This window comes from Streptomyces sp. NPDC060209 (assembly GCF_042728155.1).
GTDB lineage: Bacteria > Actinomycetota > Actinomycetes > Streptomycetales > Streptomycetaceae > Streptomyces.
Window position 1 is genome coordinate 1 of sequence record NZ_JBHWZS010000043.1, and the last position, 19,307, is coordinate 19,307.

Below are 19,307 nucleotides of genomic sequence, written 5' to 3' on the forward strand. Positions count from 1 at the left end.
GGGGGCCGCCGTGGTGAAGGGATTGCGGGGCGCCGCGTCAGGCCGTGAGGCTCTGCGGGCACAGCGCCAGCAGATCGGCGGGCCTGCGCAGCACCGCGTCCGGTCGTTCGGCGAGCAGGGCGGACTCATCGGTTTCGCCCCACAGCGCGGCCACCGCTGTGACGTCGGCGGCGCGGGCGCTGGCCAGGTCCGTGACCGCGTCGCCGACCATCATCGCTTCCGACGCCCGTACGTCGAGCAGGTCCAGTGCGTGCAGCACGATGTCGGGTGCCGGCTTGGCCCGGGCCACCTCGTCGGATCCGATGACGTGCTCGAAGGCGTCCAGCAGTCCCAGTCCGTCGAGCAGGGAACGGGCGCGTGGACCGCTCTTGCCGGTGGCCACGGCGAGCCGCAGTCCGCGCCGGTTCAGCTCCGGCAGCAGCTCACGTACGCCGTCGAAGACGGTCACCTGGCCGGCGAGGCGGTAGCTCTCGCGGACGAACGGCGCCTCCAGTTCGGTCGGCAGTCCCATGATGCGCATGATGTCGGGGAAGTACCGGCCCAGATGGCGGCTGTATTCCTCGAAGGGCGCCTGGTCGTCGCCGACGACCTCGGCGTACGCGGTCAGGAACGCCTGCCGCATCACGGCGAAGCTGTCCACGATCACACCGTCGAGGTCGAAGATCACCGCGCGGGGGACGGCCGCGCGCGCCGTGGACGTGGTGGAGGGCGGGTGGAGCGGGGTGGGCATGAGGTCTCCGTACGTTGTTCGGACGGCCTGCGGTTCGGCCGTACGCGGTCGGACGGCCTGGGGTTCGGCCGTGCCTGGTGGGACGGCCCGCGGTGCGGGCCTCAGCGCGCGCCATGACCGGCCGGGAGCGGGTGGCGCCGTCCGGTGGTGCGCGCCGATGCGTAGAGCCGTTCGATCACGTCGATCGTCTGCCGTGCCTGTGCCACGGCCACGCCGCGGCTCCGGGGGTCGGTGAGCCTGCCGTGGAGGTCGTCGAGCTGTCGGGCGTACTCGGCGCCGACCGGATCGGCGGTCACCGGCACCTCCACGGTGACGCCGTCCCCGGTGCGGGTCAGCACGGGGTCCTGGCGGTTGGGGCTGAATCCGAAGGTGCAGGTCAGGGTGGCGGTGCCGGCGCTTCCTTCGACGGTGATGCGGGTGACGTCGCGCGACTCGTGCGAGGCCCAGCTCGCGCGCAGTGCCACCGATGCGCCGCCGTCGGTGATCAGGAAGCCTCGTGCGGTGTCCTCCACGTCCCCGTCGTCCGCAGGCGCCGGGGCGGCCTCCCCGCCTTCCTGACGCCAGGACGCCCGGCGTGAACCGCGGTTGACGAAATCGTCGGAGACCGTGCCGACGACCTGCTGGAAGTCCGCAGGTCCGAGCAGCGATCCCACCGTGTCCAGGAGGTGCCAGCCCAGGTCGACGAGTGCTCCGCCGCCGGAGAGCCGCCGGCTCGTGAACCAGCCTCCGGCGTCCGGCACACCGCCGGCGCGCACCCAGGCCAGATCGATGTGCCGGATGGGGCCGAGCTCGGCGGCGAGCGAGCTCAGCGTCCGTACGTCCGTGCGGTAATGGGCCGCGCTTCCGGCGAGCAGGACCGCGCCGCCCGCCTGTTCGGCCGCGGCGAGCTGATCCGCCTCGGCGACGCTCAGGCAGACCGGCTTCTCCAGGAACACCGGGATGCCGCGGCGCAGCAGCCGGGTGGCGACGGGGGCATGGAGGTGGTTGGGCACGGCTACGACGGCGAGGTCGGTGGTGGCCGGGTCCAGGTCCGCGTCGTGGGCGAGCACCCGTGGGCCGCCCTCGCCCGCGAACCGTTCGCGGACCGAGGCGTCGGGTTCGACGACAGCCGTGACCTCGTACAGCGGGTGCTTGTCGAGGCGGGGCCAGAAGATCGATCTGCCGGCCCAGCCGAGCCCCACCAGGGCGACCCTGACCGGGCCTTCACGTCCCCCGGAGGCGGTCATGCCGTGGCCAGGACGTCGGCGATGATCTCTGCGGCCCGGTGGATGTTCTGCTCGGTGCCCAGCAGGGTGCGGTGGTGCAGCCAGATGCCGTCCGCCGTGAGGGCCTCGGTCACGGGGCAGCGGCGGGCGAGCTCGTCCACCGACTCCCGCGGGGCGCCGGTCTCCCAGAACCCGTCGGAGCGGTAGATCGCCCGGAAGACGACGAAGGCGGGCAGTCCGCGGGCGACGAGTTCGTCGACGATCGCGTTGCGCCGCTCCTCCGTGACGCCCGGGACGCGGAACATCGCCATGTAGTGGGGGACCCGGTCGGCGCGCTCGTCCCGGCCCTGCGGCACCACCCCGGGTATCTCGGACAGCAGCCGCTTGAGGAGCGGTGAGCGCTGTTCCCTGGTGGCGATCTGGCTGTCCAGGCGGCGCAGTTGGGCGCGCAGGACACTGGCCGAGAACTCGTTGAGCCGGAAGTTGGAGCCCGACGTCCGGTGGAAGTACTTGCGGTCGGTGAAGGGCCGCCCGCAGCTGTGCCGCAGGAACGCCTCCTCGTAGGACGCGTTGTCGGGGAAGGTGACCGCCCCGCCCTCCCCCGCGGTCATCAGCTTGCCGTTCTGGAAGCTGAAGGCGGCGATCGATCCCAGTTCGCCGACTTTCCGGCCGCGCCACTGGGCTCCGTGGGCGTGCGCCGCGTCCTGGATGACGGGGACGCCGCTGTCGGCCGACAGCTTGTCCAGGGCGTCCATGTCGGCGCGGTGGCCGGCCATGTGGACCGGCATGATCGCCCGGGTGCGCTCGGTGATGGCCGCCCCCGTGGCGGCCACGTCGAGGCAGTAGGTGTCCGGGTCGACGTCGACGGGCACGGCGACCGCCCCCAGCCGCTGCGCGGCCTGGGAGGACGAGATGAAGGTGAACGCCGGCACGATCACCTCCGTCCCGGGGCCCACACCCAGCACCTGGAGCGCGAGCTCCAGGGCATGCGTGCCATTGGTGACGGCGAGCGCCCGCTCGGCACCGTGATAATCGGCGAACTCCTTCTCGAACGAGTCGACCTCGCTGCCGCCCATGCGCCACCACTGGCCCTGTTCGAGCGCGCGGATGAGACCTTCACGTTCCTCGGCGTCGTACTGCGGCCACTCCGGGAACTCCGGAGCCGGATACTCGATCGCGCCCATAATTCCGCTGCCTTTCTCGTCGAGGATGCGGATTTCGGCACGCTAACCCACGGAATGGCGGGCCGTCATGTCCCCTAGTGACCCCCCTACATTTCTCCTGTCCCGCGTTCATTCCGTTCGTTTTACGAAAGCCCGGAAGTGCAGCTGTTATAACGGGGACATGACCGAGCTGCTTTTGTTGAACGGACCTAATCTGGGGATACTCGGCCGCCGTGAGCCGGAGATCTACGGCACCGACACGCTCGCGGATATCGAGGAGTCGGTGGCCCGGGAGGTCGCGGACCGGGGCTGGAAGGTCGTCTCCGTACAACGCGAGTCGGAGGGCGAGCTGATCCAGGCGGTCCAGGGTGCGTACGACACGGTCGGGGCGATCATCAACCCCGGTGCCCTGATGATCGCGGGCTGGAGCCTGCGCGATGCCCTGGCCTCGTACCCCCGCCCGTGGATCGAGGTCCACCTGTCGAACGTATGGGCACGCGAGGACTTCCGGCACACATCGGTGCTGGCCCCGCTCGCCGACGGCGCGATCGTCGGCCTGGGCTCCGACGGCTACCGGCTCGCCGCCCAGGCCCTGCTGGCCAAAGTGCCGCGCTGAGTACGTCACTCGGACCACGGACACACCGGAATCGGGAGTCGTCATCGGCTATCTGGGAATCGACGTGGGCGGCACCAAGGTCGCCCTGCGTATCGAGGGCGACGGCGCACGGGCCGTGGGTTCGGTCTTCCGGTGGCCCACGGCGCCGGAGTCGCCTTCCACCCGCCCTCGGCCCGACGGCACGCGGGACCTGGCAGCACTGGCCCGTCACGTCGGCCTGCTGCGAGCGGACTGGGGAGGTCCCGTCGAGGCCGTCGGGGTCGCCATGCCGGCCACGCTGGACGGCGAGGGCCGTGTCGTCACCTGGCCGGGCCGCCCGCACTGGACCGGGCTCGGGCTGCGCGAGGAGCTGCGGGGACTCTTCCCCGAGGCGGCGGTCCGGATCGCGGACGACGGTGACCTGGCGGCCCTGGCCGAGGCGGGCCGGGCCGGTTGCCGGAATCTCGTCTATCTCGGGGTCGGCACGGGGATCGGCGGCGGGGTCGTCGTGGACGGCCGGCCGATCCCGGGACCCGGCCGGGGTTCGTGCGAGGTCGGGCACGTGGTCGTGGACCGGGCCGGCGAACGCTGCGACTGCGGGCGGCGCGGCTGTGTGCAGGCGCTGGCGTCCGGGCCGGCGACGCTGCGCCGGGCTGCCGGGCTCCTGGGCCTGCCCGTGCCCTTCGAGGCGTTACGGGAGGGCTTCACGGCCGGGGCGGACTGGGCGGTCTCCGCAGTCGAGGAGAGCGGCGAGGCACTCGCGGCGGCCGTGACCGGCCTGTGCGAGCTCACCCGCCCCGAACTCGTCCTCATCGGCGGGGGTTTCGCCTCCGGGCTGCCGGGATTCGTCCCGCTCGTCGCCGAACATGCCGGGCGCCTGGCCAGGCCGGGGGCGCCCCCCGTGCCTGTACGGGCAGCGGCGCTGGGCGGGCTGTCGTCGCTGTACGGGGCCGTGTCACTGGCCCGCGGTCACTGACGGACGGCCGTCGGCCACTCGACCGGAGTTCGGAACGGCTCGCCCCAGGACTGCGGTCAGCACGAAGACGCGGTATTTCGGCACTCAGGACAGACAGATGTGGAGCAGACACATGACCACCACTCCCGCCGTGGCACCCAGGCGCATCGACGTGTCCCTGCCCGGTCGCGCGTACCCCGTCCACATCGGCCCCGGCGTGCGTCATTCGCTCCCCGGGGTCGTGGCCGGGATCGGAGCGAGGCGGGCGGCCGTGGTGTCGGCCAGGCCGCCCGAGTGGACGCCGGATCCCGGTGTACCTTCACTGGTCGTGCCCGCCCGGGACGGCGAAGGGGACAAGTCGCTGTCCTGGGTGGAGGAACTCTGTTCCCGCTTCGCCGAGTTCGGACTCAGCAGGTCGGACGTGGTGGTCTCGTGCGGCGGCGGTACGACCACCGACGCGGTGGGGCTCGCGGCGGCGCTCTACCACCGCGGTGTGCCCGTCATCCATCTGCCCACGTCCCTGCTGGCGCAGGTCGACGCGAGTGTCGGAGGGAAGACGGCGGTGAACCTCCCCCAGGGCAAGAACCTGGTCGGTGCCTACTGGCAGCCCAGCGCCGTTCTCTGCGACACCGACTATCTGGAGACGCTGCCACCCAGGGAACGGACCAACGGCCTCGGCGAGATCGCCCGCTGCCACTTCATCGGGGCAGGTGATCTGCGCGGGCTGCCACTGCACGAGCAGATCGCAGCGAGCGTGGCGCTGAAGGCGTCCGTCGTCGCAGCGGACGAGCGCGACACCGGGCCAAGGCATCTGCTCAACTACGGCCACACCCTGGGGCACGCCCTGGAACGGGCCACCGACTTCGCGCTGCGGCACGGTGAGGCGGTAGCCGTGGGAACGGTGTTCGCGGGCCGGCTGGCCGGGGCACTCGGCCGGATCGGCCCGGCACGGGTCACGGAGCACACCACTGTCGTCGCGGGGTACGGGCTGCCCGTCCGGCTGCCCGCCGATGTGGGCACCGCCGCGCTGATCGCTCTCATGCGGCTGGACAAGAAGGCCACCGACGGGCTGACCTTCGTCCTGGACGGTCCCCGGGGTGCCGAGCTCGTGCGGGACGTCCCGGAGCGGGTCGTGGCCGCCACCTTGGAAGCGATGCCACGGGAGCCGGGCTCCCGTGCCTGACATCGGCGGAAGCACACGGCTGTACGCCGTCCTCGGTGACCCCGTGGCACAGGTGCGGGCGCCGGGTCTGCTCAATCCGGTCTTCGCGCGCCTCGGGCTGGACGCCGTGCTGTTCCCCGTGCACGCACCGGCGGACCGGTTCGGGGCGATCATCAGCGGGCTGCAGCTCATCAGCAATCTGGACGGCCTGCTCATCACCGTCCCGCACAAGTTCGACGCCTGTCGCTACGCGGACGAGCTGAGCCCGGCCGCCGCGCTGGTCGGCAGCACCAACGCGATGCGGCGCGAGCCCGACGGCCGCTGGTACGGCGACAACTTCGACGGTGCCGGGTTCGTCGCCGGTCTGCGGAGCGCCGGCCACGACCCGCGCGGCAAGCGGGTCTTCCTCGCGGGTGCCGGAGGTGCGGGCACCGCCATCGCCGCGGCGCTCCTGGGCGCTGGGGCGGCGCACCTGTCGGTGTTCGACCCGGACCCGGACAGGCTGTCCGCGCTCACCGACCGCCTCGACCGCAGCGCGCCCGGCCGCGCGACGGGCTCCGGCGCACCGCGCCTGCACGACGCGGACGTGGCCGTCAACGCCACTCCGCTGGGGCTGAACCCCGGCGATCCGCTGCCGTTCGCGCCGCACCGGCTGCCCGCGGGCGCGGTCGTGGCCGACATCGTGATGCGCCCCCGGGAGACCGAACTGCTCAGGAAGGCGGCCTCACTGGGCCTTTCCGTCCATCACGGCATCCATATGCTGGACCATCAAGTCGCCCTGTACCGCAGGTTCTTCCGTCTGGATCCGTGAGACATCGGCCCTGCGGAAAGTCTGTGAACAGCCCATTAAGCAACAAGGGCGGCAGAGCTGTTCTCTCCTATGCTGGGCAGCCGGGTCGTATTCGACATGCCGATCGGACCGGCCCGACGGCCACGTGAGCGCGCGGCGCCTCGCCCGTGTCCCTGCGGCCGGCCATGACGGGGGGCATGTGATGCGGTTCAATCTGCTGGGTCCGTTGGAAGCCACGCGCGACGGGGTGCCGGTGCAGCTCGGCGGGGTCAACCAGCGTGCGGCGCTGGGGTATCTCCTGCTGCACCCCAACAAGGTCGTCGCCACCAGGGAGCTCGTCCAGACCCTGTGGGGGGACGGCGCGCCGCCCACGGCCCGCAAGATGGTGCAGAACGCTGTCGCTGGGCTGCGCCGGGCGCTCTCGGAGGACGAGTCCGTCTCGCTGACGACGTCTCCCCCCGGTTATGTGCTGCGGGTCGACCCGTCGGAGATCGACCTGACACGCTTCGAGGAACTGGTGCAGCGTGGCCGTGCCGCACTCGCGGTCGAGGAGTGGGCGACGGCGGCACGGCTGCTGCGGGAAGCTCTGGCCCTGTGGCGGGGCCCGGTGCTGGCCGACGTGTCCGAGCACGGGGTCGCCTGGCCGGAGTCCGCCGTGGTCCGGGAGGCCAGGCTGACGGCATTCGAGGACTGCGCCGAGGCAGAGCTCGCGCTCGGCCGGCATCGCGAACTCGTGGGCGAGCTGGCCGCCCTGGCCGACGAGGAACCGGTCCGCGAGCGGCTCTGCGGTCTTCTGATGCTGGCTCTCTACCGGTGCGGACGGCAGCCGGAGGCGCTGGCCGTCTACCAGCGCATCCGCGACGAGCTCGTCAACGGCTACGGGCTCGACCCCGCCCCCGAGCTCCAGGACCTGGAGCGCGCGATCCTCAACCAGCGCCCCGCGCTGGCCTATCAGGCGGCCCCCGAGCCGTCCGTCGCCGACCACCCCCGCCCGCCCCCAGCGCCCGGCCGCGCGGCCGTGCGCGTGTTCGCCCCCCTGCCCGTTCCGGTGCCCGCCGAGCATGCCGTCGCCCTCACCACTTACGCGCCGCCCGGCCCTCCCGCCCCTGCCGCACCACCCGCACCGCCGTCCGCGGCCGGTGCCGAGGTGCGTCCTCCGCACCGGCGGGCGCGCGCGATGACCGAACGCAAGCAGGCGAGCGTCCTGCTGATCCGCGCGCGTGTGGGCACGGATGCCGACGACCCCGAGCAGATCGACGAGGCCCTCCGCGATCTCACGGGCATCGTCGTCGAGGAGGCGGCCCGGTTCGGCGGGCTGGTGCGCGGCACGCTGGGTTCCGTGCGGCCGGTGTTCTTCGGCGTCCCCCGCGCCTACGAGGACGATCCGGGGCGCGCGGTGCGGCTGGCCCTGGCCATCCGCGAGCGGCTCGGCATCGCACCGGCCGGCTGCATGAGTGTGCAGCTGGCGGTGGCCACCGGTGAGGTCCTGGCCACGTACGACGACGCGGGCGACGACCATCCCGCCGAGGTGACCGGCTCGGTGCTGGACGAGTGCGAAGCCCTGCTCGCCGTCGCCGGCCGGACCGGCGTCCGCATCTCCGAGGCGACTCGACGGGCCAGCGGCTATCTCTTCGACCACGCCGCTCCGGGCGACGCCGGCGCCGGCCGCGAGATCAGCGTCGTGCTCCCCTCCCCCGCACCGGCGCAGGCCGGCACCCGGCTGGTCGGGCGCGAGCGTGAGCTCGAAGTCCTCACGGGCCTGTTGAGCGATGTACTGCGCCGCGACAGACCCCACCTGGCCACAGTGCTCGGTGAGTCCGGCCTCGGAAAGAGCCGCCTGGTGGCGGAGTTCGGCCGTTCGCTGCGGAACCGTTCGCGAGCCGTCCGCGAACTCACGGTGCGACTGCCGGCCTTCGGCGGCGGAAGGGCCTTCGCGCCGCTGGCCGCCGTCGTGCGCTCGTACGCGGGCATCGCGGACGGTGAGCCGGAGGGGCTCGCCCACCGGAAGCTCACGGACGCCGTGCACCGGCTGATGGGGACCGGTGACGAGGCGGTCTGGATGCTGGACCGGCTGCGGCCCGAGGTCGTCGTACCGGTACGCGGCACGGTCGTCCGGTCCGGCGGTGACGCAGGGGAGGAGCTCTGGTCGGCAGGGCGGCGCTTCATCGAGGAAGTGGCGGCGGAACAGCCGACCGTACTGCTGCTGGAGGACATCCACCTGGCGGACAGGGCGCTCCTGGACCATGTGGAGGACCTCACCGAGCGCCTCGTCCGGGTACCGCTGCTGGTTGTCGTGACCGCGCGCCCGGAGCTGCGGCAGCGTCGTCCGCGCTGGTCCTGCGGCAAGCGTGACGCCACGACGCTGGTGCTCGACCCGCTCCCCGACGACACGGCCGCCGAGCTCCTGACCGGCCTGCTGGACCGCCGGGTCGACGCCGGCTCGGACGCCGAGCTCGTCTCCCTGGTCGGCGGGGTGCCGCTGTTCGCCGAGGAGTTCGCCCGGGTGCTCCGGGACCGGCCGCAGGGCGGGATACCGCCCGTTCCGCGGCGGGTGCGCAATGTCGTCGCGGCCCAGCTGGACACACTGCCGCCCGCGAGGAAGACCCTGTTGCGGGATGCCGCCGTGCTCGACGGCCGGATCGGGCCCGGCGGCGTGGCCGCCCTGTCGGAGCTGGACCCCGAAGAGGCTGCGGCCGGTCTTCGCCAGCTGGAGCAGAAGGACTTTCTGCGCCGGGTCCGGCAGGGTGCGCTGTCCCGTGACGTCACGTACGTCTTCCGGCACGGCCTGGTCCGGGAGGTCGCGTACTCCCAACTGGCCCGCCGGGACCGGGTGGTCAGACACCGCCGTGCCATCACCTGGATCGCGGGCCTCCCGGCCGACCAGGGGGATCTGCTGATCCACCACTACCGCCAGATCGTGTCCCTGACGGCCACCACCGGCAGGCCGACCGCCGCGCTGGTCCAGCAGATCGTCCAGTCGCTGACGGAGGCCGGGGCCAAGGCCGCGGATGCGGGTGCCCGTCAGACGGCTCTCCTCTGCTACCGGGGCGCGGCGGAACTGTCACCGCACGCGGGTACGGCACGGCGGCAGCTCCTGCTGCTGCACCGGCAGAGCCTGGAATCCGCCGGCCCGGAGACCGTGCACCAGATGTGCCGCTGACGCGACGGCACGGCGCTCTCCGGTACGAGGCGGGGCTGCCGACTCCGGTGCACGGGGACCGGGTTGACACGGGCGCGCACCCATGGCGCACTGGGGTGACGTGTCAACCTCCCCTCGCCCTCCCTAGGATTCCGTGCCATGAACAGCACCTCAGACCATCTGTCGGCGCGCGAAGACCGCGCCTGGCACGCGTTCTTCGAGAGCCAGGTGCTGTTCTGGCGGCGGCTCGGCCAGCAGCTCCAGCAGGACACCGGACTGTCCGAACCCGACTTCGCCATCCTCAGCGCGCTGGAGCAGGCTCCGGAACGGCAGCTGCGCGCCTTCGAGCTGAGCGGTGTCACCCAGTTCGAGAAGAGCCGGCTGCACCATCACCTGAACCGGATGATCGGCCGCGGCCTGCTCACCCGCGAGCCGTGCCCCGGGTCGTCCCGGGGCACCGTCATCGCCCTCAGCCCCGAGGGCCTCACGGCAATCACCGCGGCGCTGCCGCGCCGTGCGGCGCACATCCGCCAGTGGCTGACGGATCCGCTCGAGGAAGGTCAGCTCGACGCGCTGACCGAGATCTCCGAGGCGATGCTCGACCGCCTGCGCGCGGCCGACACTCCCCCCGCTCCCCCGCCGACCGGCTGCGCCTGATCCGGCAGCGGGGCGGCCCGTCCGCCACCTCTCGTCAGCCATGGGGCACTCCGGCGGGAAAGCCCCTCGCCGTCAACAGAAGCATTGACGATGTTTTGGCAGGTCAGGCAGACAGAACCAGCATAAATCGGATGACCCCAAGATTGGGGCTCCCCAACCAGCACATCGTGGGCTTAACTTATGTGTCATGACCTCCCCCCGCTCCACCTACGGCAGCGGCTACTACGCCACGCCGTCGTTCCCCGACACCCCGATCTACGACTCCCTGGTCGCCGAGCGGGGGACCCCTCAGATCGCACCGATCCGGGTCCCTGCCGCCTATGACACCGGGAACAGCTACCTGCCGGCTCTGCCGTCGGCGCTCCCAGCCCTGCCCGCGGCCCCGTCGCAGCACACCGGGTCCTACGGCTACCCGCAGCAGACGGCGCAGCCGCAGTACCAGAACGCCGGGATGCAGCAGGCACCGATGATGCAGCCCGCACAGCTGCAGCACGCGCCGGCGCCGTACATCCCGCAGCAGCCGTCGGCGCCCCGCGGCTACCAGCAGCCGCAACAGCAGCAGCGGCCCGGTACGGGTTACGAGGCGATGCGTCCCGCCTCCCCCCGGCCCGCGCCCGCTCCCGCGCAGTCGCCGTACGAGGACCCCTACAACCGCCCGTATCAGAGCCGGGGGTACTGACGCGCGTCGGCGCGCACCGTCAGTGACGGCTGGCAGGATGAAAGCATGCTTTCTCCTGCACTCAGTGCCGTGTACATCCATCCGGTCAAGTCGCTGGCCGCACGCGCGGCCGACGAGGCCGTCGTCGAGCCGTGGGGACTCGACGGCGACCGCCGCTGGATGCTGATCGACATCGAGAACAGGGTCGTCACCCAGCGTCAGCAGCCCCGCATGGCACAGCTGTCCGCCGAGCCCCTGCCCGGTGGCGGATTGGCTCTGTCTGCACCCGGGAGCCCGCCGCTGACGGTGGAGGTGCCCGCTCCGGCATGCACCGTCGTCGCGGAGCTGCACCGGAGCAAGGTCGAGGTGGCGGTGGCCGCAGGGGCCGCACACGCCTGGTTCAGCGCGCGCCTCGGTGCGGAGGTCCGGCTCGTCCATCTCGACGCGCCGTCGCACCGCAGGCCCGTCGATCCGGAGTTCGGCCGGCCTGGCGAGACGGTCTCACTCGCCGACGGCTTCCCTCTGCTCCTCACCACGCGCGCTTCGCTGGACGCGCTCAACTCGCTGGTGGCCCAGGGGGACCATCCGGACGAGGGGCCGCTGCCGATGAACCGGTTCCGGCCGAACGTGGTCGTGGACGGCACTGCGCCCTGGGCCGAGGACGGCTGGAAGCGGATCGCGATCGGGGAGGTCGCCTTCCGTGTCGTGAAGCCGTGCGGGCGGTGCGTCATCACGACCACCGACCAGCGGACGGCGGAGCGGGGCAAGGAGCCGTTGCGCACACTCGCCCGGCACCGCCGGGACGGGAAGCATCTCCTCTTCGGCCAGAACATGATCCCGGAGGGCACCGGCGCGATCCGGGTCGGGGACCCGGTGCGAGTCCTCGGCTGACCGCCCGAACCTGGTGATGTCTTCGGAACTCGGGGTGACACAGGGGGTGTTGCCGGCGTGAGGTTGCTCTCTCTTCGCCGCCTGAGGAGGTATTCGTCGCCCTGTCGGGTTATCACGGACAGGGAAGGGGGTGCATGACTGTGCGAGCGGTTCTGGGAATCCGGCGGTGGCGGCGCAATCCTGTGTGCCGGGCCACCGACCGTCATGAGGCGTGGGTGGCGCTGGTCGCGCTGCTGCTGATGCTGCTCGTGGCACCGGTGCTCGGCTGGAAGGCCGGTTCACTCACGGACGACGCTCTCCAGCGGACGGTGCGGGCCCAGCACGAGCAACGCCATCTCACCGCCGCCGTCGTGGTCCGAGCGTCCTCGGGCAGGTCCCGCTTCGCCCAGGACCCCGAAGCGGCCGTCACCGAGGGCTCCATGCGTACGTCGGTGGTGGCCGACTGGCTCGCCCCGGACGGTACGGCACGTACGGGCACCGTGTCGACGGCGTCCACCGGGACGGCTCCCGGCGCCCGTATCCGGATCTGGACGGACGACCGGGGCAACACGGCGATGCGCCCCATGGACACCTCCACGGCGCACACCCACGCGGTGCTCGCAGGCATCGGTGTGGCGCTGCTCGCGGGCGGTCTGACGGAAACCGCCCGCAGACTCGTCGTATGGCGCATGATGCAACGGCGGTACGCCCGGCTCGACCGCGCCTGGGCCGAAGTCGGCCCCGACTGGGGCAGAACGGGTACGGGCAGCTGATCCCGGCGACGCAGGTTCCCCTCGTGCACGGCTGAGTAGGGCCTCTCAGCAGCCGACCCGTCAACTCTCGCCCGTCGCGCGCGCTACGGTGGACCGGCCCGCCCGACTCCTCGGCAGGCGGGCCGGAGGGCTGCCGGCGAACCGGCGGCTCATGCGGACAGGCACGAGGCAGCGCACACGGCACGAGGTGGGGGCACAGCAGCACCATGGCACAGGGCACGGTCCAGGTGACGCACACCGGCACATCGCGATGGCGGCGCCGTACGGGCGAATACGCTTCCCTCTCCGCCGCCCTGGAGGCCGCAGCGGACGGTGACGTCCTCACCATCGCCCCCGGCACCTACCGGGAGAATCTCGTCGTCCACCGCGCGGTGACACTGCGCGGCCCCGAGGGGTCCGCCGGCTCCGTGCGGATCGCGCCGGCCGACGGCGTCCCCCTGACCGTCCGCGCCTCCGCCGTCGTCCAGGACCTCCATGTGGAGGGACAGGACTCGGCCGCCCCCGCGCTGCTCGTCGAGGAGGGCGCTCCCGAGCTCTCGGATCTGCGCATCGTGACCAGGTCGGCCGCCGGCATCGAGGTGCGGGGCGCGGCACGGCCCACCGTGCGCCGCTGCACGGTCGACAACCCGGCGGGCGTGGGCATCGCCGTACTCGACGGCGCGGGCGGCGTGTTCGAGGAGTGCGAGATCGTCTCCGCCGGGCAGTCCGGTGTCTCTGTGCGCGACGGCGCGCACCCGCGCCTCGAGCGCTGCCGTGTGCATCACTCGTCCGGCGCGGGACTGAGCGTGACCGGGGAGGGCAGCGGTCTGGAGGCGGTGGGCTGCGAGGTGTACGAGATCAAGGGCAGCGGGGTTCAGGTCACCTCCCGCGGTACCGCGCATCTCACGAACTGCACCGTGCACCGCACGTCCGCCGACGGGGTCACCCTGGACACCGACGCGGTCCTCACGCTCGCGGACTGCGACATCCACGACATCCCGGAGAACGCGGTCGACCTGCGGTCCCGTTCGGTGCTCACCCTGACGCGCTCCACCGTCCGCAGGTTCGGCCGCAACGGCCTGTCGGTCTGGGACCCGGGCACCCGTGTCGACGCCAACCAGTGCGAGATCCACGACAGCACGGGCGACTATCCGGCGGTGTGGGTCAGCGACGGGGCCACGGTGATACTCGACTCGTGCCGCGTCCACGACGTGCCCGACGCCCTCTTCGTCCTCGACCGGGGCTCACGCGCGGATGTCGTGGACAGCGATCTGTCCCAGATCCGCAACACGGCGGTCTCGGTCAGCGACGGTGCCACCGCCCAGCTCGACGACTGCCGGATCCGTGAGGCGTCCACCGGAGCGTGGTTCCGTGACCACGGCAGCGGCGGCACGCTGAACAACTGCACCATCGACGCGGCACAGACCGGGGTCATCGTGACCAAGGGTGCCGATCCGACCATCGAGAGGTGCACGGTCACCTCTCCCGCGGAGGCCGGTTTCTACGTCTCCGCCGAGGGCCGGGGGACCTTCGACAGCTGCCGGGTCACGGGGAGCGAGGGCTACGGCTTCCATGTGATGGACGGCTGCCGGTCCACCCTGACCCGGTGCCGGACCGAGCGGTGCGCACGCGGAGGCTACGAATTCGCCGACGGCTCCGGCGGCGACGGGCACGCGGGTGGTCCGGTGGCACAGGACTGCACCAGCGACGAGAGCGGTCTGCGCGGCGTCACTCCCCCGCCCCCCGCGGTCCTGACTGCGACGCAGACGACGCCCGGGCTGCTCGGCGCGATGCCCGGGCAGCGGACCGCCGAGCCCGCCACCGTCCCCTCGGCCCCCACCGAGCCGGTGCGCGACTCGGGCGCCGTGCTGGGAGAGCTGGACGCGCTGGTGGGCCTGGACAGCGTCAAGCGCGAGGTGCGGGCGCTGACCGACATGATCGAGGTGGGCCGCCGCCGCCGGCTGGCCGGCCTGAAGGCGGCGTCGGTGCGCCGGCACCTGGTCTTCACCGGCTCCCCCGGCACGGGCAAGACGACGGTCGCCAGGCTGTACGGGGAGATCCTGGCCTCGCTCGGTGTCCTGGAGCACGGCCATCTCGTGGAGGTGTCCCGCGTCGACCTGGTCGGCGAGCACATCGGGTCCACGGCCATCCGCACCCAGGAGGCGTTCGACCGTGCGCGCGGCGGGGTCCTGTTCGTCGACGAGGCGTACGCCCTGTCGCCCGAGGACTCCGGCCGCGACTTCGGCCGGGAGGCCATCGACACGCTGGTGAAGCTGATGGAGGACCACCGCGACGCCGTGGTGGTGATCGTCGCCGGGTACACGCACGAGATGGATCGCTTCCTCACCGTCAACCCCGGTGTGGCGTCCCGCTTCTCGCGGACCATCACCTTCAGCGACTACGAGCCCGAGGAACTGCTGCGAATCGTCGGGCAGCAGACCGACGAGCACGAGTACAGCCTGGCGGAGGGGACGGGGGAAGCGCTGCTGAAGTACTTCACGGCGCTGCCCAAGGGCCCCGCCTTCGGCAACGGCCGAACGGCGCGTCAGACCTTCGAGTCGATGGTCGAGCGGCATGCGGGCCGGGTCGCCCAGCTCCCCGAGCCGAGCACGGACGACCTGACCATGCTCTATCCGGAGGACCTGCCGGCACTGCCCTGAGCGACGCCGCCCCGGTCCTCCGCGTCCCCGCCCGCCTGCTGGGGCACGACGGGCCCGAGCCGTTCCAGAAGCGCGGCGCGCTCGACGGCGAAGGCCGGGTCGGCCTGGTAGTCCGAATGTCCCAGGATCGGTTCCGGCAGTGGGTGTTCGGCGGTGCGTCCGTAGACCAGCGGGTCCTTCAGCGGGCCCCGGTCCACTTCGTGGCCCTGCCCCTCGTCGATCAGGACCGGGCCGCCGATCGGATCCGTCGAACGCCAGAGATTGCGCCAGCAGTGCACGGATCGCTCCAGCCCTTCGAGGGGGACCCGGCCGAAGTAGGCCGGGAACCAGCGCCCGTACAGCCGCTCGATCGGGGAACCGTAGGTGAGCAGCGCGACCCGGCGCCGGGCCGGGTCGGGGAGCTGCCACACCGCTGCCGCGGCGAGCACGCTGCCCTGGGAGTGGCCGGAGATGACGAGCCTGCCGCGGGTCTTCCCCGTCCAGGCGCACATCCGGGACGAGAGGTCGGGGACGGCCCGCTCCGCGTAGCAGGGCGGCGCGAAGGGATGGGCGGCACGCGGCCAGAACGTACCCACGTCCCAGAGGATGCCGATGGTGCGCCGGGCGGAGACGTCACGGTAGGCACGACGGCCCCAGGTGACGAACAGTATGACGCCGAATCCGGTCAGCCAGGATCCGGTCGACTGGGCCGCCTCGGCGAGCGATTCGACGAAGGGGCCCGTGCCGTCCGTCGCGAGGCCGGGGACCTCGCCGGTGAGCCAGGAACCGGTCACCGCTGCGGCACCGAGCAGCAGGGTGGCGGCTGAGAGCAGTCCGAGGATCCCGGGGGCGGCATCGGTGAGTGCGGCGGTGGCACGCGTGCGCGCGATTCGCCGGGTCCGTCCGGGTTCGGGGTGCTTCTCCCCGTACTCCGCCTCGATCCCGGGCCCCATCCGGCGGGCGCGGCGCACGGTGCGGACCGCCAGCCAGATGACGGGCGGGAGCACGAGCAGCAGCAGGACCGGGATGACGGATGCCTGCCAGCTGAGGAGCACGGGCGGTCCCTCTATGTCGGCACCCGCGCCCATGCCGGGGGTTCCGGGACCGTCCAGCCAGTCGGCCACGCGCTGGGCGATCCCGCCGGTCATCACACCGCCGAGGGCGCAGGCGAGCATGGCCACGGCGGGGCCGCCGAGGCCGTGGAGGGTGGTGCGCGGCTCGGGGGCGCGCCGGTAGAGGCTCAGGGCCACCGCGGCGAGTACGACGACGAGCAGGCCCTGGCCGAGGGTGAGTGCCCGGAAGACGGCCTCTCCGGGGAGTGCGCCCGATGACACCCAGGCGGGACGTGACCAGCCGGAGTAGACCACCGCGCAGAGCAGCAGGGCGAGTGCGGTGCCGGGCAGGAACGTCGTGACGGCCCGGTCGACCTGGTTGTCGAGGCGTCGCTCGCTGCGCCCCCGGTGGCAGACGACCGCGACGACGACGAGTCCGCACAGGACGATGCCGGCCTCGAACAGGACGCCGGCCACCGCGGGTACGGGGCCGTCGGCGGACCGGTCGTGCCGGGCCGCCGTGACACCGACCGCGGCCGCGACCGTGAGGAATCCGGCCGCGGTGTGCGCCGCACGCAGACGGGCCACCAGCCTGCGTCCGTACCAGAAGCCGGGCCTGCCGAGGGCCGGACGGACCAGAGGGGCGCCGGACCGCGCCACCACGTCCGTGTCCTCGTCGGCGCCTGCGTCCGTTTCCGTGCTGTCCGGTTCGTCCCAGGTCAGGGGGCGCTGCGACTCGTAGGCGCTCCAGGTGCGGTTGGACAGGTACCAGAGCAGTCCCACGAGCGCGGCGGGCACGAGCGCGGCGACCGCGAGGCGGCGTCCGGGCTGGGCGAACCACCCGTCCTGCCGGGTGGACAGGAAGCCGAGCCAGGAGCGTTGTACGGAGCAGTCGGGAGTCCCGGCGCACTGCCAGGCCACCAGGTCGAGGGCGACCTCGCAGGCCGCGGCGGTCAGCAGCACGGTGAGGCTGAGGGCGACGAGCCGCACCAGTACCCCGTAGAGCCGGACCGCCTGGGTGCGCCCCTGCGCGGCGGGCCTCATCCAGTGGGCGAGGTTGACCACCATGAAGGGGAGCAGCAGCAGCCACAGGGCCCGGGAGCCGTTGCCCGAGGTGAGGTTGGACCAGCAGTAGGCCTCGGCGACGGGTCCGTCGCGGTGGCGCTCGGGGTGCTGTTCGGCACCGACGTCCTCGGTGCGCCGGTACACGGCGGCCGTGGCGTCACCGGTGATCCTGGTCGTACGCGGGTCACCGAGCATCTCCTGCGGGGTGGCTCCGCCGACACCGTGGACGAGCAGTTCCAGTGCGGCGCCGCTGCTCTGGGCGGACTCGGCCTGGGGTGCAGGGGGCAATGTCGGTGGCTCGCTCTCTGGTCCGTCCGGCTCGCGGCCGGCGGGAAGGGACGGCTGGGATCTGAACTGATGCGCAGTCACCACCATCGCCGACGGGGCCGCCCGACGCAGCGGCTCTCACCGAATCTCCCCAGTGGGACGGCCCGCGGGGGTGCGTGGGATGATGAGGGCGTCCCGCAGGACCGCTGCCGGACCGTGCGGACAGAGGGAAGGGCCGGGGCCCGGCGTTGAGCGAGAATCAGAACCTGCTCGCGGAGCAGCGGCGCGCGCTCATCCTCGACGATGTGCGTAAGCGCGGCGGGGTCAGGGTCAACGAGCTGACCCGCAAGCTGAGCGTCTCCGACATGACCATCCGCCGGGACCTGGACGCCCTGGCGCGTCAGGGCGTCATCGAGAAGGTGCACGGCGGAGCCGTCCCGGTCGTCGAGGCGAGCACGCACGAACCCGGTTTCGAGGCCAAGTCGACGCTGGAACTCAGCGCCAAGGAGGACATCGCACGCGCCGCGGCCGCGATGGCGGTGCCCGGCAGCGCGATCGCGCTCTCCGGTGGCACGACCACCTTCGCACTGGCCCGTCATCTCCTGGACGTACCCGGGCTGACGGTGGTGACGAATTCGGTGCGGGTCGCCGATGTGTTCCATGGCGCGCAGCGTCCGACGACGGCGGGCGGGGCGCGGGCCGGAGCGGCCACGGTGGTCCTGACCGGCGGGGTCCGTACGCCTTCGGACTCTCTCGTCGGACCGGTCGCGGACCGCGCGATCGGTTCGCTCCACTTCGACGTCCTGTTCCTCGGCGTGCACGGGATCTCGGTCGAGGCCGGTCTTTCCACGCCGAATCTCGCGGAGGCCGAGACGAACCGCCGCTTCGTGCGGGCGGCCAGGCGTGTCGTCGTGGTCGCCGACCACACCAAGTGGGGCACGGTGGGGCTGAGTTCGTTCGCGGCGCTCGACGAGGTCGACGCGTTCGTCACGGACGCGGGTCTGCCGGACGCCGCCAGGCAGGAGATCGAGGAGCACCTGCCGGGCCTGGTGGTGGCGGGCGGGTCGTCGGACGAGTAGTCCGCCGCCGGGTGGCGTCCGCGCCTTCCGCTCCGGCACTCACGGGCGCCGGACGTCCTAGGATCGGGCTGTGGCCGTATTCCGTATCGAGCGCTTCACGCCTCTGCCCGCCGCCGAGGCGTGGCGACGGGTGACCGACTGGGAGCGGCACGGCGGGACCGTTCCGTTCACGTCGGTCACCGTGCCGACGGGCATGCCCACCCGGACCGGAACGGTCTTCGTGGCCCGTACGGGCATGGGGCCGCTGGGTTTCGACGATCCGATGGAAGTGGTGCGCTGGACCCCGCCCGCAGCCGGGCGGGCGGGGCTGTGCCGGCTGGAGAAGCGCGGTTCCGTGGTGCGCGGCCGTGCGTCGATCGACGTCTGCCCGACCGGTTCGGGCTCGCATGTGATCTGGGTCGAGGAGCTGCGCGTGAGGCTACTGCCCCGCTGGGTCGATCCGTTGCTGGCGACCGCCGGCCGGCGGGTGTTCTCCCGCGAGCTCGGCGTTCTTCTGGAGGACTGACCCTGTTTGCGGGACCTCACCTCT

16 protein-coding genes are annotated in these 19,307 nt (G+C 72.3%); 12 read left to right on the forward strand and 4 right to left on the reverse strand.

Annotated elements, in window-relative coordinates; translation table 11 throughout:
• Nucleotides 1-37 precede the first annotated feature (37 nt).
• The 3 genes from ACFWFI_RS11520 to ACFWFI_RS11530 all read right to left on the reverse strand — a co-directional run bounded on the left by ACFWFI_RS11520 (nt 38) and on the right by ACFWFI_RS11530 (nt 3,119).
• Nucleotides 38-730, reverse strand: coding sequence for an HAD-IA family hydrolase (locus ACFWFI_RS11520; protein WP_387388024.1), 693 nt, complete (start codon nt 728-730; stop codon nt 38-40).
• Between the two features lie 101 nt (nt 731-831).
• Nucleotides 832-1,956 (reverse strand): Gfo/Idh/MocA family protein, encoded by a 1,125-nt coding sequence (locus tag ACFWFI_RS11525; protein WP_387388027.1) that lies wholly within the window; start codon nt 1,954-1,956, stop codon nt 832-834.
• Complete coding sequence (locus tag ACFWFI_RS11530; RefSeq protein ID WP_387388028.1) at nt 1,953-3,119, reverse strand: DegT/DnrJ/EryC1/StrS family aminotransferase; 1,167 nt, start codon at nt 3,117-3,119, stop codon at nt 1,953-1,955. The genes ACFWFI_RS11525 and ACFWFI_RS11530 overlap by 4 nt, the downstream gene beginning before the upstream one ends.
• Nucleotides 3,120-3,279: 160 nt before the next feature.
• Between ACFWFI_RS11530 and ACFWFI_RS11535 the strand changes: the two genes are divergently transcribed.
• The 10 genes from ACFWFI_RS11535 (at nt 3,280) to ACFWFI_RS11580 (ending at nt 15,336) form a co-directional block, all read left to right on the forward strand.
• The gene (locus tag ACFWFI_RS11535) at nt 3,280-3,714 is read left to right on the forward strand and encodes a type II 3-dehydroquinate dehydratase (RefSeq protein ID WP_387388030.1); all 435 of its coding nucleotides are present in this window, start codon (nt 3,280-3,282) and stop codon (nt 3,712-3,714) included.
• Nucleotides 3,715-3,778: 64 nt separating this feature from the next.
• A complete protein-coding gene (locus ACFWFI_RS11540) occupies nt 3,779-4,669 on the forward strand; it encodes an ROK family protein (protein ID WP_387388031.1) in 891 nt (296 codons plus the stop codon).
• Nucleotides 4,670-4,781: 112 nt separating this feature from the next.
• Nucleotides 4,782-5,831, forward strand: a complete 1,050-nt coding sequence (locus ACFWFI_RS11545; protein WP_387388032.1) for a 3-dehydroquinate synthase family protein — start codon at nt 4,782-4,784, stop codon at nt 5,829-5,831.
• Nucleotides 5,824-6,621, forward strand: coding sequence for a shikimate dehydrogenase family protein (locus ACFWFI_RS11550; RefSeq protein WP_387388034.1), 798 nt, complete (start codon nt 5,824-5,826; stop codon nt 6,619-6,621). The genes ACFWFI_RS11545 and ACFWFI_RS11550 overlap by 8 nt, the downstream gene beginning before the upstream one ends.
• 205 nt (nt 6,622-6,826) lie before the next feature.
• Nucleotides 6,827-9,760 carry a BTAD domain-containing putative transcriptional regulator gene (locus tag ACFWFI_RS11555; protein WP_387388036.1) on the forward strand — a complete coding sequence of 978 codons (2,934 nt, stop codon included), beginning with the start codon at nt 6,827-6,829 and terminating at the stop codon, nt 9,758-9,760.
• A 138-nt stretch (nt 9,761-9,898) separates the two neighbouring features.
• Nucleotides 9,899-10,396 (forward strand): MarR family winged helix-turn-helix transcriptional regulator, encoded by a 498-nt coding sequence (locus ACFWFI_RS11560; protein WP_387388038.1) that lies wholly within the window; start codon nt 9,899-9,901, stop codon nt 10,394-10,396.
• Between the two features lie 187 nt (nt 10,397-10,583).
• Nucleotides 10,584-11,075 carry a DUF6643 family protein gene (locus ACFWFI_RS11565; RefSeq protein WP_387388040.1) on the forward strand — a complete coding sequence of 164 codons (492 nt, stop codon included), beginning with the start codon at nt 10,584-10,586 and terminating at the stop codon, nt 11,073-11,075.
• A 45-nt stretch (nt 11,076-11,120) separates the two neighbouring features.
• A complete protein-coding gene (locus ACFWFI_RS11570) occupies nt 11,121-11,945 on the forward strand; it encodes an MOSC domain-containing protein (protein WP_387388042.1) in 825 nt (274 codons plus the stop codon).
• A gap of 134 nt (nt 11,946-12,079) precedes the next feature.
• Entirely contained in the window at nt 12,080-12,697 is a 618-nt protein-coding gene (locus ACFWFI_RS11575; RefSeq protein ID WP_387388044.1) for an Rv1733c family protein, read from the forward strand.
• Between the two features lie 206 nt (nt 12,698-12,903).
• A complete protein-coding gene (locus tag ACFWFI_RS11580) occupies nt 12,904-15,336 on the forward strand; it encodes a right-handed parallel beta-helix repeat-containing protein (protein ID WP_387388046.1) in 2,433 nt (810 codons plus the stop codon).
• Here ACFWFI_RS11580 and ACFWFI_RS11585 read toward each other — a convergent pair.
• Entirely contained in the window at nt 15,306-17,720 is a 2,415-nt protein-coding gene (locus ACFWFI_RS11585; RefSeq protein WP_387388047.1) for a hypothetical protein, read from the reverse strand. The two genes, ACFWFI_RS11580 and ACFWFI_RS11585, sit on opposite strands and share 31 nt — an antisense overlap.
• Before the next feature lie 227 nt (nt 17,721-17,947).
• Here ACFWFI_RS11585 and ACFWFI_RS11590 point away from each other — a divergent pair, with 227 nt between their 5' ends.
• A complete protein-coding gene (locus ACFWFI_RS11590; RefSeq protein ID WP_387388048.1) occupies nt 17,948-18,778 on the forward strand; it encodes a DeoR/GlpR family DNA-binding transcription regulator in 831 nt (276 codons plus the stop codon).
• A gap of 70 nt (nt 18,779-18,848) precedes the next feature.
• Nucleotides 18,849-19,283, forward strand: a complete 435-nt coding sequence (locus ACFWFI_RS11595) for an SRPBCC family protein (RefSeq protein WP_387388050.1) — start codon at nt 18,849-18,851, stop codon at nt 19,281-19,283.
• Nucleotides 19,284-19,307 lie beyond the last annotated feature (24 nt).